The sequence below is a fragment of the Streptomyces sp. NPDC001410 genome (genome assembly GCF_042895235.1).
GTDB lineage: Bacteria > Actinomycetota > Actinomycetes > Streptomycetales > Streptomycetaceae > Streptomyces.
In genome coordinates this window covers 434,610-454,301 of sequence record NZ_JBIAWE010000005.1, presented here as the reverse complement: position 1 = coordinate 454,301, position 19,692 = coordinate 434,610, and the positions used below count along the sequence as shown (strand labels likewise).

At 73.3% G+C, this 19,692-nt stretch carries 16 protein-coding genes; 12 read left to right on the top strand and 4 right to left on the bottom strand.

Going from position 1 to position 19,692, the window contains the following annotated elements:
• Positions 1-12 precede the first annotated feature (12 nt).
• Positions 13-792 carry an ABC transporter ATP-binding protein gene (locus tag ACFY3C_RS13685; protein WP_145884418.1) on the top strand — a complete coding sequence of 260 codons (780 nt, stop codon included), beginning with the start codon at positions 13-15 and terminating at the stop codon, positions 790-792.
• Positions 792-3,353, top strand: a complete 2,562-nt coding sequence (locus ACFY3C_RS13680) for an FtsX-like permease family protein (RefSeq protein WP_390770845.1) — start codon at positions 792-794, stop codon at positions 3,351-3,353. Before ACFY3C_RS13685 ends, ACFY3C_RS13680 begins: the two co-directional genes overlap by 1 nt.
• Before the next feature lie 66 nt (positions 3,354-3,419).
• Here the strand turns inward: ACFY3C_RS13680 and ACFY3C_RS13675 are convergent, their stop codons facing one another.
• The gene (locus tag ACFY3C_RS13675; RefSeq protein WP_390770894.1) at positions 3,420-4,376 is read right to left on the bottom strand and encodes a TauD/TfdA family dioxygenase; all 957 of its coding nucleotides are present in this window, start codon (positions 4,374-4,376) and stop codon (positions 3,420-3,422) included.
• A 236-nt stretch (positions 4,377-4,612) separates the two neighbouring features.
• Here ACFY3C_RS13675 and ACFY3C_RS13670 point away from each other — a divergent pair, with 236 nt between their 5' ends.
• Together ACFY3C_RS13670 and ACFY3C_RS13665 are read left to right on the top strand one after the other, a co-directional pair.
• The gene (locus ACFY3C_RS13670) at positions 4,613-5,377 is read left to right on the top strand and encodes a 4'-phosphopantetheinyl transferase family protein (RefSeq protein ID WP_390770844.1); all 765 of its coding nucleotides are present in this window, start codon (positions 4,613-4,615) and stop codon (positions 5,375-5,377) included.
• Between the two features lie 59 nt (positions 5,378-5,436).
• Positions 5,437-5,925, top strand: a complete 489-nt coding sequence (locus ACFY3C_RS13665; RefSeq protein ID WP_390770843.1) for a hypothetical protein — start codon at positions 5,437-5,439, stop codon at positions 5,923-5,925.
• Between the two features lie 343 nt (positions 5,926-6,268).
• Here ACFY3C_RS13665 and ACFY3C_RS13660 read toward each other — a convergent pair whose 3' ends face one another.
• Positions 6,269-7,996, bottom strand: coding sequence for a BTAD domain-containing putative transcriptional regulator (locus ACFY3C_RS13660; RefSeq protein ID WP_390770842.1), 1,728 nt, complete (start codon positions 7,994-7,996; stop codon positions 6,269-6,271).
• Positions 7,997-8,259: 263 nt separating this feature from the next.
• Between ACFY3C_RS13660 and ACFY3C_RS13655 the strand changes: the two genes are divergently transcribed.
• On the top strand, positions 8,260-8,820 hold the full coding sequence (locus ACFY3C_RS13655; RefSeq protein ID WP_390770841.1) for a YbaK/EbsC family protein: 561 nt from the start codon (positions 8,260-8,262) through the stop codon (positions 8,818-8,820).
• Here ACFY3C_RS13655 and ACFY3C_RS13650 read toward each other — a convergent pair.
• Complete coding sequence (locus ACFY3C_RS13650; RefSeq protein WP_390770840.1) at positions 8,817-10,037, bottom strand: serpin family protein; 1,221 nt, start codon at positions 10,035-10,037, stop codon at positions 8,817-8,819. The two genes, ACFY3C_RS13655 and ACFY3C_RS13650, sit on opposite strands and share 4 nt — an antisense overlap.
• A gap of 105 nt (positions 10,038-10,142) precedes the next feature.
• Here ACFY3C_RS13650 and ACFY3C_RS13645 point away from each other — a divergent pair, with 105 nt between their 5' ends.
• The 6 genes from ACFY3C_RS13645 (at position 10,143) to ACFY3C_RS13620 (ending at position 16,809) form a co-directional block, all read left to right on the top strand.
• The gene (locus ACFY3C_RS13645) at positions 10,143-11,366 is read left to right on the top strand and encodes a DUF4190 domain-containing protein (RefSeq protein ID WP_390770839.1); all 1,224 of its coding nucleotides are present in this window, start codon (positions 10,143-10,145) and stop codon (positions 11,364-11,366) included.
• A 179-nt stretch (positions 11,367-11,545) separates the two neighbouring features.
• Positions 11,546-12,298 carry a GntR family transcriptional regulator gene (locus ACFY3C_RS13640; RefSeq protein ID WP_390770838.1) on the top strand — a complete coding sequence of 251 codons (753 nt, stop codon included), beginning with the start codon at positions 11,546-11,548 and terminating at the stop codon, positions 12,296-12,298.
• Positions 12,299-12,634: 336 nt separating this feature from the next.
• Complete coding sequence (locus tag ACFY3C_RS13635) at positions 12,635-12,826, top strand: SPOR domain-containing protein (protein ID WP_386578133.1); 192 nt, start codon at positions 12,635-12,637, stop codon at positions 12,824-12,826.
• A 50-nt stretch (positions 12,827-12,876) separates the two neighbouring features.
• Entirely contained in the window at positions 12,877-13,305 is a 429-nt protein-coding gene (locus tag ACFY3C_RS13630; protein WP_386578134.1) for a (deoxy)nucleoside triphosphate pyrophosphohydrolase, read from the top strand.
• Positions 13,306-13,491: 186 nt separating this feature from the next.
• Entirely contained in the window at positions 13,492-13,920 is a 429-nt protein-coding gene (locus tag ACFY3C_RS13625; protein WP_386578135.1) for an ATP-binding protein, read from the top strand.
• 249 nt (positions 13,921-14,169) lie between these two features.
• A complete protein-coding gene (locus tag ACFY3C_RS13620; protein ID WP_390770837.1) occupies positions 14,170-16,809 on the top strand; it encodes a SpoIIE family protein phosphatase in 2,640 nt (879 codons plus the stop codon).
• A gap of 147 nt (positions 16,810-16,956) precedes the next feature.
• Here ACFY3C_RS13620 and ACFY3C_RS13615 read toward each other — a convergent pair whose 3' ends face one another.
• Positions 16,957-18,501 carry a hypothetical protein gene (locus tag ACFY3C_RS13615; RefSeq protein WP_390770836.1) on the bottom strand — a complete coding sequence of 515 codons (1,545 nt, stop codon included), beginning with the start codon at positions 18,499-18,501 and terminating at the stop codon, positions 16,957-16,959.
• An 81-nt stretch (positions 18,502-18,582) separates the two neighbouring features.
• Here ACFY3C_RS13615 and ACFY3C_RS13610 point away from each other — a divergent pair, with 81 nt between their 5' ends.
• Positions 18,583-19,674, top strand: coding sequence for a hypothetical protein (locus ACFY3C_RS13610; protein WP_390770835.1), 1,092 nt, complete (start codon positions 18,583-18,585; stop codon positions 19,672-19,674).
• Positions 19,675-19,692: the final 18 nt, after the last annotated feature.

Below are 19,692 nucleotides of genomic sequence, written 5' to 3'. Positions count from 1 at the left end.
GACTGGTCACGCATGAGGACCGAGAGGACCAACACACAGCCGCGCAGCGGCACGGGAGCCCGGAGCCACGCCCTGCGTCTGGAGGAGGTCACCAAGGTCTACGGCCGCGGCGGCCGGGGTGTCCGGGCCCTCGACGGTGTTTCCGTGGACATCGCCCGTGGCTCCTTCACCGCCGTCATGGGGCCCTCCGGCTCCGGCAAGTCGACCTTCCTGCACTGCGCGGCCGGACTGGACAAGCCGACCTCCGGCCGGGCCTTCATCGGCGACACCGAGCTGGGCGGCATGAACGAGACCCAGCTCACCAAGCTCCGCCGCGAACGCATCGGCTTCGTCTTCCAGGCGTTCAACCTCGTACCCGCCCTGTCCGTCCGGCAGAACGTGGAGCTGCCGCTCCGCCTGGCCGGCTCCCGGCTGGACGGCCAGTGGCTGGAGGACATCCTGCTGCGCGTCGGCCTCGGCGGCCGCGCGGCCCACCGCCCGTCCGAACTCTCCGGCGGCCAGCAGCAGCGCGTGGCGATCGCCCGCGCCCTGATCACCCGCCCCGACGTCATCTTCGGCGACGAGCCCACCGGCGCCCTCGACACCGTCACCGCCAAGGAGATCCTCTCGCTGCTGCGCAACTGCGTGGACGAGACCGGCCAGACCGTCGTCATGGTCACCCACGACCCGGTCGCCGCCTCCTACGCGGACACCGTCCTGTTCCTGGCCGACGGCCGCATCGCCGACCGCATGCACGCCCCGACCGCCGAGCGCGTCGCCGACCGTATGACGCACCTGGGAGCGTGGGCCTGATGCTGCGCTACGCCTTTCAGACCCTCAAGGCCCGCAAGGGCGGCTTCATCGGCGCGTTCCTCGCGCTGATGTGCGCCGCCGCCCTGGTCACCGCGTGCGGCATCCTCCTGGAGACCGGTCTGCGCGGCACCATCGGCACCGAGCGGTACGCCGCCGCGCCGGTCATCGTCGGCGGCGACCAGAACGTCCACCAGACCACCGTCAAGCACAAGAAGGGCAAGACCAAGGTCAAGCACAAGGCCAAGCCGCTCGCCGAGCGCGTGTGGCTGTCCGCCGACATGGTCGACAAGCTGCGCTCCGTGCCCGGCGCCCGGTCCGTGGTGCCCGAAGTCACCTTCCCCGCCTACGCGGTGAGCCCCAAGGGACAGGTCGTCCCCGGCGTCGACGACAAGCCCTCCTACGGGCACGCCTGGGCCTCCGCCGCCCTCACCCCGTTCAAGCTCGTCGCCGGCCGCGCCCCCAGCGCCGCCGGTGATGTCGTCGTGGACCGCGAACTCGCCTCCCGCACCGGTCTCAAGCCCGGCGCGAAGCTCACCGTGCAGGCCACCGACGCCCCGCGCAGCTACACCGTGACCGGCATCGCGGCCCCGGCCGACGGCGACCTCAAGCAGCAGACCTCGCTGTTCTTCTCCGCCGACGAGGCACAGCGGCTGTCCGGCCGGGACGGACAGGTGTCCGCGATCGGCGTGCTGCCCAAGCAGGGCGTGTCCACCGGCGAACTCGCCGACCAGGTCCGCAAGGCGCTCTCCGGCACCACCGCCCAGGTGGCCACCGGCGGCGACCGCGGCCCGGTCGAGTTCCTGGACGCGGCCAAGGCCCGGGTGAAGCTGGTCTCCATGGGCGGCGCCATCGGCGGCACCTCGCTGCTCGTGGCGATCCTCGTGGTCGTGGGCACCTTCGCGCTGTCGATCCAGCAGCGCTACCGGGAACTCGCGCTGCTGCGCGCGATCGCCGCCACGCCCAAGCAGGTGCGGCAGCTGATCGGCCGGGAGGCGCTGATCGTCGGCCTGCTCGCGGGCCTGACCGGCTCGCTGCTGGGCCTGCCCATCGCGTACTGGCTGCACCGGAAGTTCGTCGACTTCAAGGCGATCCCGGACACGCTGCAGGTGACCTTCAGCGTCTTCCCGTTCTTCGCCGCCGTCGGCGCCGCCCTGCTGGGCGCGTGGGCCGCGGCCCGGATCTCCGCCCGTCGCACGGCCCGGATCCGCCCCGCCGAGGCGCTCGCCGAGTCCGCGGTAGAGCGGCCCGGGTTCGCCTGGGGCCGGACGCTGGCCGGGATCCTCACGCTGGCCGGCGGGATCGTGCTGCTCGTGGTGCTCAGCGTGCTGGACACCGAGCCCGCGTCCACGCCGGTGACGTTCCTGTCGGTCGTGGTCCTCGCGGTCGCGGTGTCGCTGCTCGGCCCGCTCATCGCCCGGGTCGCCGTCGCCCTGCTCGGCATCCCGCTGCGTGCCTCGCGCGTGGCCGGCCACCTGGCCACCGCCAACGTCCGCGCCAACACCAAGCGGATGGCCTCCGCGATCACCCCGCTGGCGCTGCTGATCGGCATGGCCTGCACGGTGTTCTTCGTGCAGACCACCATGGGCGACGCCGCCACCGCCCAGGCCCGCGAGGGCAACAAGGCGGACTGGGTGGTGGCCTCCGCCGGCCCCGGCGTACCGGAGCAGGCGACCGCGGCGCTGCGGCAGACCCCCGGCGTCACGGCCGTCACCGAGGTCGTACGGACCTCCGTACGGATCGGCCTCGACAAGTACCCGGCGCAGGGCCTGTCCACCCAGGGGCTGCGCGAGACCTGGGACCCGGACGTGCAGAAGGGCTCGCTGAACGGCTTCGGCGACGGCAGTGTCGCGATGAGCGAGGTCGCCGCCGACCACCTCGGCAAGAAGGTCGGCGACGACCTGAAGGTGACCCTCGGCGACGGCACCGTCGTCCACCTGAAGGTCGCCGCCGTCTACTCCCGCGGCCTCGGCTTCGGCGACCTCACCATGAGCCACGCGCTGGTCTCCCGGCACGTCGACAACCCGCTCGCCTCCTCCGTCCTGGTCCGCACCAGCGGTGACGGCAAGGCGGGACGCGAGCAGCTGCAGAAGGCCGTCGGGCAGTTCCCCGGCATCGGGGTGCTCGACCGCGCCCAGGTCGAGGACCTGCAGGCCGAGGTGCAGCAGAACAACGCCGAGGTCAACTACGTCGCCATGGGCCTGATCATCGCGTTCACGGCGATCGCCGTCGTCAACACGCTCGCCATGTCGGTCTCCGACCGGCTCCGCGAGTTCGCGCTGCTGCGCCTGGTCGGCACCACCCGCCGCCAGGTGATGGGCATGCTGCGCATCGAGGCCGGCATCGTCGTCCTCGTCGCGGCCGCGCTCGGCACCGGCATCGCCTACGCCGTGCTCACCGCGTTCAGCATCGGCATGACCGGCTCGGCGGCGCCCTCCGTGGCACCGGGGACCTATCTCGCCGTCCTCGGCTTCGGCGGTCTGCTGGCCCTGCTGGCCACCGTGGTGCCGGGCCGGCTGGCGCTGACCGGACGTCCCGCGGACGTCATCGGCTCCCGGCAATGACGCGAGCGTTCGCCTGAAGGGCCGGCCCCTCGTGGGGGCCGGCCCTTCAACCGGTCTGCGGGTCCCTCAGTTGAGGACGGCGCCGCCGCCCAGCCGGTCCACCCGGCTGCGCCGGTTGTCCAGGTGGGCGTACACCCGCTCCAGCCAGCGGTCCTCGCCGTCGTAGCTCGGGGTGAAGGAGGTACGGCCGTGCACCGCGACCCGGTTGTCCACCACGGCCAGGTCACCGACCCGCAGCCGGTGCGCCGCCATGGTCTGGACGAAAGCCTCGCGCAGCTCGGCCATCGCCGCCTTCGCCCGCTCGTCCAGCGGGTGCGTGGCGGCGAAGTCCACCAGGACGTTGGGGTCGTCCAGGTCGCCCTGCAGCACCGGGTGTGCCGGGCGGACCCCGCCCAGCGAGCCGAAGGACGGCGGCGGCTCGGTCAGGAACCGCGGCTCGGCCAGCACCCGCCGGGTCACCTCGGACAGCAGCGGCAGCGCACGGCGGATGGACGAGGTGCACAGCTTGGCGTCGCCGGTCGGGTCCTCGCGCATGCACAACAGGCCCACGTAATCGGGACGGTTGTCGTGGAAGGCGTTCTCGACATGCAGTTCCAGCAGCACCGAACCGGCGTTGCTCTGGGATTCCTCCCTGCCGGGAACCGGCACCACGTTCTGCACCAGGGCACCGCTCTTCTCGTTCCGGAAGGCGATGACCTCACCGAGTTGCAGCATGACCGAGACGATGACGGCGGCGGCCGTGGTCGGAACACGCTCGACGGAATTCGGCACGCCCGGCGTCGGCGGCAGCGGATCGCCCGCCGTCACCGGCAGGTTGCGCAGCAGCAGCACCCCGTCCGCGCCCGGGTCGTGCCGGAACGCGCGCAGGGTGTCGAGAAGTTGCCGGGGCAGCAGCGAGGTCGCCTCGCGGGCCGCGCCCAGCCAGTCGGGGGAGTCGATGAGCGGGTGCTCCGGACCGGTCAGCCGGCCGGCCAGCGTGATCAGGCCGGTCTTCTCCGCCGCGGTGAGTTCGCGTGCGGCCACCGTGCTCTGCACGGCGGGAGCCAGAATCTCTGTCTGCGTCACAGCGTTTTCCTCTGGTCGACGGCATTGCTCGGAAAAGCTTCCGGGCAGCGCCTATCGCGGCCCTATGGAAAAGGGCCGTAAACGCTGTATAGGGCGGAAATAGCGGGCGGACGGAACCTGGCCCCGGAGAAGTCCGCCAAAAAGTCCGGACGTTGTGTGTCCGACGTCTCTGAGGAAACGCGGGAGTGGTGCTGATGCGTCAAGGAGGCGAGGAAAGGGTCTATCCCGAGGTGGACCGGCTCATCGCCCGGGGTGAGGCTCATGTGTGGTGGTGGCGCTCGCCCGTCCGGGTCGACCCGGACGATCTGCGGCTGCTGGCCACGGCGGAGTTCCGGCGTGCGCTCGGCATGCTGTCCGAGCGGGACGCGGCCGAGTTCGTGCACACCCGGGCCGGTGCCCGGCGCGCGCTCGGTCAACTCCTCGGCACCACCGCCGCCGATGTCGACCTGGGCCGCCGGCGCTGCCCGGGCTGCGGCTCGGACGGCCATGGGCCGCCGCAGGTGCTGCACCCCGCCGTGCCGCTCGCGATCAGCCTGAGCCGGACCGCCGGCTGGGGCGTCTTCGCGGTCGGCGCGGGCACCGCCATCGGCGTCGACGCCGAGGCGCTGCGGCCGGTGCGGGAGGCGCTGCTGTCCGACACCGTGCTCACCGCGGCCGAGCGCGGCCATCTGCGCGACGTCCCGGAGGGTACGGCCCGGCAGCGGGCGTTCCACCGGGTGTGGACCCGCAAGGAGGCCGTCGTCAAGGCGGTCGGCGTGGGCCTGGCCGGCACCGAACTGGGCCGCCTGGAAACCCTGCCCGACCGGACCGGACCGGTCCGCGTCACCCACGACGCCGACGGCCACGCCACCGCCTGGACCGTCGAGGACCTGCAGCTCTCCGACCGCCTCGCGGTCGCCCTGGCCCGCCCCGCGGGACCGGCGGCCCGGGGACCGGTGCACCTGCACCCGCCCGTCTGAGTGCGCCCACGGCGGCGTCCTCGCGTCAACTCACCGACCAGGAAAGGAAGCAGCCCATCATGACCGTACAGACCGTCGCCGCCCCCGCCGCGGCACCTCTGCTCACGTCCGGTGACCTGATCGCCTACTTCGACACCCTCGCCGAGGCCGTCGACCGCATCGACCCCGGCCCCTCCGCCCCGGGCGGCTGGGAGGCCCGCGAACGGCTGCGGCTGGGCACCTGGGTCCGCCAGGCCTACGAACACCCGCTGTCGTCCCAGGTGTTCGCGCACCCCGACGCCGGTGTCGCCCGTGGCGTGCGCGACGCGATGGCGGCCGCGCTCGGCCTGCGCCTCGAGGTCTGCGGCAACGGCATCCGCCCCGCCCGCCCCACCGTGGACGTACGCGCGACCGCCGCCGTCGCCGCGGTCTGGGCCGTCACCGCCCAGGCCATCACCCAGTCCCCCCGCCCACCACGCGAACGCGTCGTCTCCGACGCCTGGGCAGTGGCCCAGGAAATCATCGCCCCGTCCGGCCAGGCCTACGTCCGAGCCCGCGGCTCCTGGTGACCCCACCGGTACGGCCTCCGCAGGGCTTGGCACGGACGGCCGGTGACCCGCAGTCGTGGCCGGTGGTGTCGAGCACTGTGTCGACCCCGTCACATGCCGCTCACCGGCCCGCGCACAGGGCTCGCAGGCCCCGTCCGTCCAGGTCGTCGGCGAGCAGGGTGTCCGCACCCGTACGGCCTCCGCAGGGCCTGGCACGGACGGCCGGTGGCCCGGAGCTGTCGCCGACGGGGGCGAGCAGCGTGTCGGCCCCGTCACATGCCGCTCACCGGCCCGCGCACAGGGCTCGCAGGCCCCGTCCGCCCACGGCTCCGGCGAGCAGGGTGTCCGCACCGGCACGCCTCCCTCACCGGCCCGCGCGGACGGTTGCTCGGTCCGGGAGGTCGAGGGTGGCGGCGAGCAGGCGTACCAGTTCGTGGCAGTGGTACAGCGGGCGGCCCTGGTCGTCCAGGCCGGACAGGTCCAGCAGGGCGGTGTCGACGAGGGACTCCAGCGCGTTCTCCGCCGCGTCCTCCGTCAGGCCGAGCCGGTCCGCCGCCCACTGGGCGCAGAACGGCTCGCCGCCCAGGGCGGGATCCGCGAGCCCGGCCAGCACGTCGTGCACCGCGGGCGGCAGCGGCTCTACGGAGGAGCGCAGGACCCGGCTCAGGTCCAGGTCGCCGAAGGAGAGTTCGGCGAGCCGCACGGCGGGGTCGGCGAGCCGGGCCGCGAGCCGCGCCGCGGTCCAGTGCGGGCGGGCGGCGAGGCGGGCGCCGGCGATGGACAGCGCGAGCGGCAGCCCGCCGCAGTACGCCACCAGGTCGTCGGCCGCGTCCGGGTCGTCGTCCAGCCGCTGCCGGCCCGCCCGGGCGGCGAGCAGCTCCAGCGACGCCTCGTCGTCCAGCAGCGACAGTGCCAGCGTGTCCCCGCCGGCCACCCGTGCCAGCCGGCTCCGGCTGGTGATCAGGACCGCCGAGTCACCGGCCGGCAGCAGCGGCGCGAGCTGCCGGTCGCCGCTGACGTTGTCGAGTACCAGCAGCAGCCGCCGCTCGGCCGTGCGCGCCCGGTACAGCCGCACCAGCTCGTCCAGATCGCCGGCCGGCAGCACGTGGTCGCTCTCGCCGAGCGCCCGCAGCAGCTGGGCGAGGACCGCGCGCGGGGCCCGCGGGGCGCCGTCGAGTCCGCACAGCTCGGCGAAGAGCAGCCCGTCGGGGAAGAGTCCGCCGCTCTCGGCCGCCGCCCGCACCGCGAGCGCCGTCTTGCCGAGGCCGGCCATGCCGGTCACCAGGATCCGCCGCGGCGCGCCGCCGCCCTGGCCGAGACGCCCCCGCAGCGCCTCGAGTTCGCGCTCCCGGCCGACGAGTTCGCCGTCCGTGGCGGGCAGCATCGACGGCACGGGCCGTGCGGCCGGCTGCGCACCGCGCCGCGGTCCCAGCCCCAACTCGCCGCCCAGCACAGCCTGGTACGTGGAGCCCAGCGCCTCGCCGGGGTCGATGCCGAGCTGTTCGGCCAGCACCTTGCGGCCCTCGTAGTAGGTGTGCAGCGCGTCGGCCTGCCGGCCGCAGCGGTACAGCGCGGTCATCAGCTGGGCTCGCAGCCGCTCCCGTACCGGGAACTCGGCGACCAGGGCGGTCAGTTCGGCCATCACCTGCTCGTGCCGCCCCAGCTCAAGGTCCGCCTCCAGGCGAGACTCCAGGGCGAGCATCCGCTCCTCCTCGAGCGGCGCCAGCTCGGCGTCCAGCATGTGCTCGGTGACGTTCGCCAGCGCGGCTCCCCGCCACTGCCCGAGCGCCTCGCGCAGCAGGTCGGCGGCCTCCTCGAAGCGCCGTTCCGCCAGCGCCCGCCGCCCGTCCCGCTCCCGCCTGCGGAACTCCACGAGGTCCACGACGGCACCGGGCGCGCGCAGCACGTACCCCGGAGGCCGCCGTACGATCTCGACCTCCTCGCCGAGCTGCTTGCGCAGCCGCGACATGTACGTGTAGATCTGCGCGCTCGCCGTCGCCGGCGGCTCCCACCCCCACAGCAATGCGCTCAGGCGGCTGTCGGACACCACCCGCTCCTGCGCGAGCAGCATCGTCGCCAGCACCGTGTGCATCTTCGAACCGGAGAGGGCAACCCGCTCACCCCCTCGCCACGCCTCCACTGGCCCAAGGACCCGGAACTCCATGGGACACCACCCCCTTCTGGTGCGGCCAGCCATCTCTACGGTTCCAGAAGCTAGAGAGGGGCGTTATTGGCGGGTTATCGCCGGGGGAGCCGGCCGCACGGGGAACGCCGTGGCGGGGGTGCGCAGCGGAGAAATATAGGCAGGCCCGGCACGGTGAGAGCGCCGCCCGTCCTTCACAGAGAGGCCTCACCGTGCCCCGCGACCTCGACCTGTTGCCCCCGGACACCTCCCACCGACTGCTGTCGCTGCTGGACGACGCCCGCGTCCCGTACCGTCTGATACCGCACGCACCCGAGGGCCGTACGGACCTCGCGTCCGAGCTGCGCGGCCATCCGCTGGACCAGGCCGCCAAGTGCCTGGTGGTGCGGGTGAGCACCGGCCGCCGCAGCCGTCGCTACGTCCTGGCCGTCGTACCCGGCGACCGCCGCCTGGACATGACCCGGGTGCGCGAGCTGTACGGCGGCACGGACGCCGCCTTCGCCGCACGCGAGGTGGCCGAAAGACTGTCGGGCTGTGTGAGCGGCTGTGTCGTGCCGTTCACGTTCGACCCGGACCTGGAACTGGTTGTCGACACCGCCCTGCTGGACAACGACTGGATCTACTTCAACGCGGCCCGCCTCGACCTGTCGATCGCCCTGCCGGTGCCCGCGTACGTCACCCTGACCCGCCCCCGCACGGCCCCGCTGACCACCCCGCCGCTGGCGGGCGTCCTCGGACCCGGCGCGGACGTCCCGCAGGGGCGGCGCTCCTAACGACCCATGGCCGGATACGGCGCCGGATCCGTCACCCAGCCCGCCATCAGCACCAGCCGGGACTCGCGGTCGACCGCGAGGAAGCCGAAGGGGCGGTCGAAGGCCACCCGCACGACGGTCGTCTCGTAGCGGTACTGCGGGACGCCGGCGCCGTATCTCGGCATGACCGCCGTCACCGCCGCCGCCCGGAAGCCGAGCGCGCCGAACCGGGCGAGGGCGGACTGGCGGGCGTCCTGGACGGCGAGCGGCAGGACGCTGACGCCCGGGAAGTGGCCCTGCTCGGCGTCCTGGGCCGCCGTGAGCCCGAACAGGGCGTGCAGCGCCAGCAGATCGTGGTCGGCGCGCACCTCGTACGCCACCGTCCGCACGTCCAGCGTGATCGGCTCCGGCGCGAGCGCGGGCTGCTGTTCCACGTGCAGGCCGGGGCCGACATGCCCGAACGGCAGTTGCCCGCCCCCGGTGACCGCGAGCGTGCGCTCCACGACCCCGACCCCGGCCGTGAGCACCTGGCCCGGTGTCATCCGCTCCTCGCCGAGCACCAGATGGACGTCGATGCCGTTGTCGCCGGGCACCGTCAGCGCGGTCACGAAGCCGTCCGGCGTACTCGTCACGCCGATCCGGTCCGGCCGCACGCTCCTGCGGTGCAGCCCGAGCAGCGAACGGCCCTGCCAGGGACCGGAGTCCGGGCGCAGCATCGTCTCGGTGAACGGATGCCGCCAGTCCGTGCGCAGCGTGAGCGCACTGGCCAGCACCATCCGTGCTTCCCGGGTCAGTGTCACCGGCATGCGCTCCACGAGCCCACCGGTCCGTTCGGCCGCCCAGGCGTCCAGCCGCTCCTGCGCGGTGACGAGGTCCTCCCCGAACACCCCGTACGTCCCGGCCGGCAGCCCGGCCCGCCACTCCTCGCGCAGCTGCAGCGTCTCGTGCGTCCACAGGCCGAGCGCCGCGTCCAGGCCGGACACCGACTGCATTCCGGCCAGCAACTCCCGTGCGGCGGCGGCCGCCTGGTCCGCGGGCACGCCGAGCGCCCCGGCCAGCTCGGCCCGTGCGGCGCCCGTCGCGCCGTCCGCGAGGAAGGCCAGCAGGGGCCAGACTCCGGCCGCCGAGAACGCCGTACCCTCCGGTGCCGCTGCCGCCGCCCACCGTGCGGTGAGCCCGTTCACCGCACCCACGGTGGTGTTCCCCACCCGGCTGTCCGCTCGGGGTTCCACCCTCATTCCGCCCCCACTCGTGCCCCGCTTACCATGCGCCCAGTCGTACGTCAGTCCAGCCGCCGACGCTGGGGCCTGTCCGACAATCCCCGACCCAGGAGCACGGTACCGGTGTCCATACCCCCGCCCCCCGGCCCCCACCAGCCACAAGGGCCGTATCAGCCACCCCAGCAGTACCCGCAGGGGCCGTACGGGCCGCCGTCGTACCCGCCGCCGCAGGGCCCGCAGAGCCCCTACGGGCCGTACCAGCCGTGGGTGCAGGGCTACAGCCCCTACAACCAGCCGGCGCCCGTCAACGGACTCGCCATCACCTCGCTCGTGTTCGGTGTGCTGTGCTGTCTGCCGGGTGTGGGGCTGGTGCTCGGGCTGATCGCGCTGCGGCAGATCGGCCGGCGGGGCGAGCGCGGCAAGGGGCTGGCGATCGGCGGCTCGGTGCTGTCCGGGCTCGGGCTCGCGGTGTGGGTGCTGATGCTCGCCACGGGCGGCGCGTCCTCCTTCTGGGAGGGCGTCAAGGAGGGCGCACGCGACGGCGCGAGCATCTCGCTGGCGAAGGGCGAGTGCTTCGATGCGCCCGGCGGAAGCCTCAGCGGCGAGACGTACGACGTCGACAAGGTCCCCTGCTCCGGCGAGCACGACGGCGAGGTGTTCGCCTCCTTCCTGCTGAAGGACGGGGCCTACCCCGGCGACGACTCGGTCGGCGGCACCGCCGACAAGCGCTGCTACGGCCTCCAGGACACCTACGCGATGGACGGCTGGGCCGTGCCCGACGACGTCGACGTCTACTACCTCACGCCCACCGAGGACAGTTGGTCCACCGGGGACCGGGAGGTCACCTGCGTGTTCGGCAGCGTGACCGAGGGCGGGAACCTCACCGGCTCGCTGCGCAACGACGCGACCGTCCTGGACCCCGACCAGGTCGCCTATCTGAAGGCGGCTCACGTCCTCAACGCGGCCCTCGCCACCGCCCCCGACACGGAGTACGTCGAGGACGACCTGCCGGGGCACGAGGCGTGGGCGGGCCGGGTGTCGGCCGCCCTGGCCGAGCAGGCCCGGATGCTGCGCGCGAACGAGTGGCCCGCCGACACCGTGGGGCAGGTCACCGTCCTCGCGTCCGACCTGGACAAGGCGCGGGCGGAGTGGGCGAAGGCGGCGAAGGCGAAGGACGTGGACGCCTTCTACCAGCACTACGACACCGGGCTCAAGCTGCTCGACCCGAAGAAGGCGGTCCCCGTGCGGGGGGCCCTGGGGCTGGAGACCACCCCGCCCGCCGACGAGAAGGGTGACGGCGGCTCGGGCGACTCCGGCGGGGGGAGCGGGGGCGCGCTGGCGGTGTGAGCGCGCCGGGGCGTGATCACGGAGAGGTGTGACGGCGGCTATAGCGGGGAGAAAGTGCCTGGGTAAAGGCCTCCCCGGCCACAAGTCATCACATCGAGTGATTCTCTGGCCTTCGCTTGCATGGCACAACCCACGGTTGCCAGGCTGTTGCTGTCTGTACAACCTGATGGGAGCGGCCAGTGACTTTCGGTGAGCAGCCGGCGTACCTGCGTGTCGCGGGTGATCTCCGCAAGAAGATCGTCGACGGTTCGCTGCCGCCCCACACCCGGCTCCCCTCCCAGGCCCGCATCCGCGAGGAGTACGGCGTCTCGGACACGGTCGCGCTGGAGGCCCGCAAGGTGCTGATGGCCGAGGGCCTGGTCGAGGGCCGCTCCGGCTCCGGGACGTATGTGCGCGAGCGTCCGGTGCCCCGGCGCGTGGCCCGCTCCGGGTTCCGGCCGCCCTCCGGCGCCACGCCCTTCAGGCAGGAGCAGGCCGACGCCACGATGCGTGGCACCTGGGAGTCCAGCAGCGAGCAGGCCGAGGCCGGGGCCGCCGTCGCCGAGCGGCTCGGCCTCAAGCCCGGCGAGCGCGTCATGCGCACCAGGTACCTGTTCCGGGACGCGGGGGAGCCGATGATGCTCTCCACCTCCTGGGAGCCCCTCGCCGTCACCGGCCGCACGCCCGTGATGCTGCCCGAGGAGGGCCCGCTCGGCGGCATGGGCGTCGTCGAGCGCATGCGGGCCATCGACGTCGTCGTGGACAACGTCACCGAGGAGGTCGGCGCCCGCCCCGGCCTCGCCGAGGAACTGCACGTCCTCGGCGGCGTCCCCGGACATGTGGTCCTCGTCATCCAGCGCACCTACTACGCCTCCGGCCGCCCCGTGGAGACCGCCGACGTCGTGATCCCCGCCGACCGCTACCGGGTCGCGTACCACCTGCCAGTGAAGTAGCGCACACCCCCGCACGCTCCCGGGGCGGGCGTCCTCGCCCGGTGATTCGGCACCCGCCCCCTACGGCCCGCTGCATTCCGGCCGTTTTCCCAGGTGATCCAGGGTCCGCCCGATATGCCCCCGACGCACGACAGAGGGGGGTAGGGCGGCGCGTTCCCCATCGTGCGCCCCCTGTGTTCTGGCTGGTTGCGTACCTCTTTGTGAAAAGGCGTATTCGCTGCGTGAAGGTAGGGCGTACGCTCGGGCATATGCGGATTGCGGTTTCCTTAGGCGGGGCGCGACGGGGGCCCGGGAGGGAAAGCGGGTGGGGCGGTGCGAGAAGGAACGGTGGGGGCGATGAGTGAGGGCACGGTCGCCCTGCCCTGGATCGTCATAAGGCAGGACGACAACGGCAATCGCTACCGCGTGGGACGGTATGCGACCCGGGCCGAGGCTCAGAAGATCGCCGACAGTCTCGACGACCGCGGCCACAAGCAGCTCTACTGGGTCGAACGCATCGGCCAGAACGGCGACGGCACCCACAACTGACCTCAGGCGCGCTCAACTGACCACTGACGCGCTCCCGTAGGCTCCGCTCCATGACCGAACGGATCGTGGTGGTGGGAGCCGCCCTGCTCGACGCCGGCCGGCTGCTCGCCGCGCGGCGCAGCGCGCCTCCCGAACTGGCCGGGCGCTGGGAGCTGCCCGGCGGCAAGGTCGAGCCCGGTGAGCGGCCCGAGGACGCCCTGGTGCGCGAACTGCGCGAGGAACTCGGCATCGACACCGAGGCGGTCGAGCGCGTGCCGGGGGAGTGGCCCCTGCGATCCCCGTACGTCCTCCAGGTGTGGACCGCGCGCCTGCGCCCCGGTTCCGCCGCGCCCCGCCCCCTCCAGGACCACGACGACGTGCGCTGGCTGACTCCGGACGAGGTCTGGGACGTGAACTGGCTCGACCAGGACGTGGCAGCGGTGCGAGAAATTGAAACTCTGGCCCTTCTGCCGACGGAGTCGGGTGGTGGGTGGGCATAGGCCGGGGGGTCCAGGGGGCGGAGCCCCCTGGCGGGCGGTCGAAGGGCCGGCGCCCTTGAAGCCCGGTGCCCACGTCAGTTGCGCGGAGCGCCCCGTACGCCGTTCGTGCCACCGCGCGCCCTTCCGCACGGTAATGCTTCCCGGATACCGGGTATGTCCCCATTAACCCCACGAAACCGGACATGGGTGGGCTCGTTGGCCTGGGAAGTGATCGGCGTGATCGACACCGAAGGCGACTGCGCCGAGTGGACCTTTCCCGCGGAACCCGGCGCCGTGCGCACCGCCCGCGCCGCGGTCCGGGGCCAGTTGCACGGCTGGGACCTCGACTGCCTCGCCGATCTGGCCGCACTGCTGGTCAGCGAGCTGGTGACGAACTCCCTGCGGCATGCGACCGGGCCGATCGGCGTACGGCTGGTACGCCCCGCCGGGCTCGGCGACACGCTGCTGGTCGAGGTCTCCGACCCGCTCCCGGACCCGCCGCGCGAGCGCACCGCCCGCGCCGAGGACGAGAGCGGCCGCGGTCTGCAACTGGTCGCCGGCTCCTCGCGCCGCTGGGGGACGCGGCCCGGCGAGACCGGAAAGACCGTCTGGTTCGAACTGGCGGTGCCCGGGTGAGCCTGGTGTACAGGCCGCCGTGCGCCGTCCATGCTGCGACGCGCGCCCGGTACCGGGGTGGGGGTGCGTGATTCGAGGGCGTGTTCCCTGGTTAGAAGACTGGATGTGTCGTCGCAGTAGGTCCGAAAAACGCCTGGACCGAGCTGTGATCGTGAACACCGTGTCGTGCGGCGCCGTAGTGCTGGATACTGCGGGCAGCCGCCCCCGGTGACCGGTGCCGGGTGCGGTGAGCTGGAGGGGACGGTTCGCGTGAGCGAGATACCAGCGAAGGCCACGGAGTCCGAGGACCCGTCGGGCGGCGCGAGGAGCCAGGCCGTACAGACCGCGGTGCCCGGCGACGCCATGTGGCAGAGCAGTCCGCCCGGCTCGATCTACGACTACATCAGGGTCGCGTCCTTCTCCATCAGCCCCGGCGGGGTGGTCGAGCAGTGGAGCCTGCGCGCCGAGCAACTCTTCGGGATCCCCGCCGAACGCGCCGTCGGCATGGACCCCATCGAGGCCTTCATCGATCCCGATCTGCGCGAGCGCGGCCAGCACAAGATGGCCGAAATCCTCGACGGGCGGGAGTGGACCGGGGTGGTCCCCTTCCGGATGCCGGACCTGCCGGACGGGGCGCGCGGCGAGGAGGGACTCGCCGAGGTCTACGTCATGCCCACCCGGACCGCCGAGGGCGACAAGGCCGCCGTCTGCATAGTGGTGGACGTCCGCACCCTGCGCAGCATCGAGACCGACCTCGCCGCCTCGCAGGCGATTTTCGGTCAATCCCCGTTCGGTTTCCTGCTGATCGACATAGACCTCAGGGTGCGCCGCGCCAACATGCGCTTCGCCTCCATCTTCGGCGGAACCCCGGACGACCACCGTGGCAAGGGAGTTCACGACTACCTCCCGCGCGCTGAGGCCGAGCGGGTTTCGGCCACCCTGCGCCGTGTGCTGGAGACCGGCGACTCCATCACCGACATGCATGTCACGGGCTTCGTCCCGGGCTCCGAGGAGCGCCGGCACTGGTCCGTCAACCTCTACCGCGTGCACAGCGGCAGCGGCCGGCCCATCGGCATCGCCTGGCTCGGCACCGACATCACCGCCCGCCGCGCCGCAGCCCGCGAGGCCGCCGCAGCCCGGCGCAACCTCGCCCTGCTCAACGAGGCCGGCGCCCGCATAGGGAACTCCCTGGACCTGGAGACCACGGCCCGCGAACTCCTCGACGTCGTCGTCCCCGGGTTCTGCGACCTTGCCACCGTCGACCTCTACCAGGGCCTGCTCACCGGCGACGAGACCCCGCCCGGCCTCGCCGACGGCAGTGCGGAGCTGCGCCGTGTCGCCTTCGCCAGCGCCGTCTCGGACGCGCCGTTCGACGGCGACGGCGACCCCGTCGCGGTCGGCGCGGTCCACCACTTCCCGTTCAACTCGCCCTGCGCGGACGCCCTGCGCACCGCCCGCCCGCAGCGCGTCCCCGCCGAGGACGGCGGTCTCGTGCAGTCCATGCTGGTGGTGCCGATGGTCGCCCACGACACGGTCGTGGGTCTCGCCCGGTTCGCCCGCACGAAGGGCAGCGAGCCGTTCGGCGACCGCGACCGGGACCTCGCGGTGGAGCTGGCCGCGCGGGCCGCCGTCTGCATCGACAACGCCCGCCTGTACCGCCGCGAGCACGAACGCGCGCTGATCCTGCAACGATCCCTGCTCCCGCCCGGCGACCCCGAGGCGTCCGGCCTCGACATCGCGTGCCGCTACCTGCCCGGCAACGCGGCGACGGAGGTCGGCGGCGACTGGTTCGACGTGATCGAACTCCCGGGCCACCGTACGGCCTTGGTGGTCGGGGACGTCATGGGCCGCGGTCTGCGCGCCGCGGTGGCGATGGGCGAACTCCGTACGGCGGTCCGCACGCTGGCCCTGCTCGACCTCGAACCGGCCGAGGTCCTCTCGGCGTTGGACGAGATCGCCCGCGGCCTCGGCACCCCCGGCGGCGTCCAGCAGGCCACCCGCGCGGCCCGCCAGCCCCGCGACGCCGACCTCTCCGAGGTCTACCTCGCCACCTGCGTGTACGCGGTCTACGACTCGGTGACCAGACGCTGCACGTTCGCCAACGCCGGCCACCTTCCCCCGGTGCTGGTGGAACCCGGCGAGGCGGCCCTGATGCTCGACGTGCCGCCGGGCATGCCGCTGGGCGTGGGCGGCGAGCCCTTCGAGGAGGTGGAGGTCGAACTCCCGGAGGGCGCCCTGCTCGCCCTCTACACGGACGGCCTGGTCGAATCCCGCGACCACCCCCTGGACGAGGGCCTCCAGGCCTTCGTCGGCGCGCTGACCGACCCCGCCCACCCGTCACCCGGCCACCACCCCTCAACGACGGCGCTGCGCGCCGACACCCATCGAAACCTGGAGGACGTCTGCGACCACGTCCTCAACACCCTCGACACCCACCACGGCGAGGACGACATCGCCCTGCTGATGGCCCGGGTCCAGGGCCTGCCCGCCGACTCCGTCGGCGACTGGACGCTGCCGCGCGAGCCCCGCAGTGTGGGGCGGGCCCGTGAATACGCCCGCGCGCAGCTGCTCAGCTGGGACATGGAGCCTCTGGTCGACACCACGGAGCTGCTGGTCAGCGAGCTGGTCACCAACGCACTGCGCTACGGCGAGGGCGAGATCAGGCTGCGGTTGCTGCTGGACCGCACCCTGGTCTGCGAGGTCTGGGACTCCGGCCTGGTCCAGCCCCGCCGCCGCCGTGCCCGCGACACCGACGAGGGGGGCCGGGGCCTGCAACTGGTCGGTCTACTCAGCGCGGCGTGGGGCTCACGCCGTACGCCGCGCGGCAAGACCGTCTGGTTCGAACTCCCGCTCCCCGGAGGCGAGAACAGCCTGACGGACCCGGCGGAGGCCCTGCTCAGCCTCTTCTGACAACGCCGACCTGGGGGCTCCGCCTCCAGCATCCGACCGAGCTGTCCAGGCGGGGACCACCTGCGAGGGTGCCCGCGTGGCCGACCGAGACGGGTGGGCGGGTGGGAAGCGGGGGTCTGGGGGCGGAGCCCCCAGGGAGCGCGGCGGCTAGCCGAGGTGGCGGCGCCCCCGGGTCTCCGGGCCGCCGAAGCTGGCCGGGGGACCGCCGTCCGGCTCCTCGGCCAGCAGGATTCCGCCGAGGACGGCACCGGTGAGGCCGGTGGCGTGGCCGTCGGCGTACGGGTTGCCGTGGGCCCGCACATCGCGTTCGGCCAGATCGCGGGCCTCTCGGGCGAGTACGTCCGCGTCGGCGCCCGAGCCGAGCGCCCGCTCCGCCTCCGCCAGCCGTGCCCGCGCCTGAGCGCCCACCGCCCCCCGGTGCACCGCGATGAAGTCCTCGGCCCCACCGAGCGCGCTGTGCGACACGAGCCGCGCGGCCGCCTGCACCGCTCCGGAGCGCCCCACCTCCAGCCGCTCCACCGCCCGGGCGATGCGCCGCAGCGCGTCCAGTGGGTCGTACGGGCCGGCGGTCAGCTCCGCGCGTACGGCGGCCAGTACCCCGTCGGCGTGGGCGATCCGCGCGTGCAGCTCACCGGGGGCCAGCCGTCCGCCGTTCCGCCGTGCCTCGGCGATCTCCGCCTCCCCGCCGGTCAGTGCGGCCGGCACCAGCGCGGCCGCCTCCCGCAGCTGTGCCGCGAGCCGCTCGACCCCGCCGACGAGAACACCGGCCTGGGCGACTCCGCCCTCGGCCGCGCGCAGTCGGCGGGCCGCCCGCTGCCCGTCCCCCGAATCGGCCGCCTGCCGGGACTCGTTGAGGTGCGACGTGGCGAACACCAGCCGGTCCTTGGCCTGTTCGACATACCCGGTCACGGGGGCCCCGGCCGAGGGCGCGTACCGCAGGTGCAGCTCCGCCGCCGTGGCCTCGGCCGCCGCCGTCCGCGCGGTCAGCTCCCGGAACCGCCCCTCGGCGACCTCCAGGGCCGCGCCCACCCCCTGCTCCAGCCCCCGCAGCAGGTCAAGCCCCTCCGCCTCGGCATCCAGCCGCCGCCCCGCCTCCGCGCACCGCCCGACCACTCCCACCAGCGCCTGCCGCCGGGCACTCGCGTCCCCCGGAACCCCCTCCTCGTACCGCCGCCATATCGCGAACGCGGCCGACAGTTCGGTCTGCGCGGCCCGCAGGGCGTGCACGTACGGCTCGACGGCCTCGCTGCCGAACAGCTCCTCGACGAAGGGAAGTTCCTCGCTGCTGGCGCGCACACAGTCGTCGGCCAGCACCAGCGCGGCGCGGGCCTGCCGCTCGTTCTCCAGCGCGGTGGGCACAGGCGGCGCCGCCGACACCACGCCCGGCGTCGTCCGGGTCCGGGCCCGCCGGGTGCGCCGCAGATAGCCGTACCCGGCCAGCGCCCCGGCCGCACCGACGGCGACCAGCGGCATGAGGAGATCGGTGACGGACGTCCCTTCCTGCTGCGTCGTGGCGGCGCTCGCGACCGGCCCGGCCGGGGAGACGGGAACCGGATCATGCTCACCGGCCGTCATCACCGGCAACACCAGCCACCCGGCCCCCACGAGCGCGCCCAGCACGGCATGCGTCACCCGCACCCGTATGTGCGCCTTGGCACGCCGGGGCCGGCCCCGGATCAGGGAGGACGTCACATTTTGGAGCGTATGGGCAGGTAGGCGGCTTCGCGAGTGGGGCGGATACGGCTGGGGGACGAGGAAGACCGGGAGGCAGGATTGAACGAGGAGAAGACCGGCGAACCGACGGGCGCGGAGGCCGCCGACGGCGAAAACCTCTCACAGGGGCCACAGCCACGGCCACGACGCCGGCGCCGGCGCATCGTCATCATCGTTGCCGCCGCACTAGCGCTCCTGCTCCTCCCCGTCCTCGCCGCGGAAACAGCCCTCCGCCTCAACTACACCGGCGACCCCGCCAAGGGGACCCAGACCCGGAACCGCGACGCCGTGTGGCTCGGCCACGCCTGGGTCGACGGCCGCAAGACCGACAAGGACGTCACAGCTCTCGCCCGCCGTCTGCAGGGCACCGGCATCCGCGACCTGTACGTCCACTCGGGCCCGCTGGAACACGACGGCACCCTGCCCGAGTCGGCCTATCCGAAGGCACGTTGGCTGATCAGAGCCGTACACCGGGAGCTGCCCGGCATCCGCGTCCAGGCCTGGCTGGGCGACAAGCTGGCCGGTGAGACCCCCGACGGCCTGCACCTGGAGCGCGCCGCCACCCGCACCGCCGTCGTCGCCTCGACCCGCCGGATCCTGGCCGCCGGCTTCGAGGGCGCCCACTTCGACCTGGAGCCCCTGCACTCCGGCGACAGCGACTACCTCTCCCTCCTGGACGACCTCCGCGCGCTCACCCACGCCCACCACGCACTGCTCTCCGTCGCGGCCCACCAGATAGACCCGCTGCCCGCGTTCCACTCCTTCTGGGGCGCGACCACCGGCCACCCCAAGTGGTGGTCACAGGCCTACTTCGGGCAGGTGGCCCGCCGGGTGGACCAGATCGCCGTGATGTCGTACGACACGATGCAGCCGCTGGAGAGCCTGTACGGCGGCTATGTGGCCCAGCAGACCAGCCTCGCCCTGGAAGTCACCCCGGACACCACCGACCTCCTCATGGGCCTGCCCTTCTACCACGAGAACCGCTTCGGCCACTGGGCCCACGCGGAGACCGTCCCGGCCGCCGTACGCGGTGTCCGCCTGGGCCTGTCCCGCACCGACGCCGACCGCGCCCGCTTCGGCGTAGCCCTGTACGTCGACTTCGCGGCGACGGAGGCGGACTGGCGGGCGTACCGGAAGGACTGGGCCGGATGACTACCGAGGCGGGCGTTC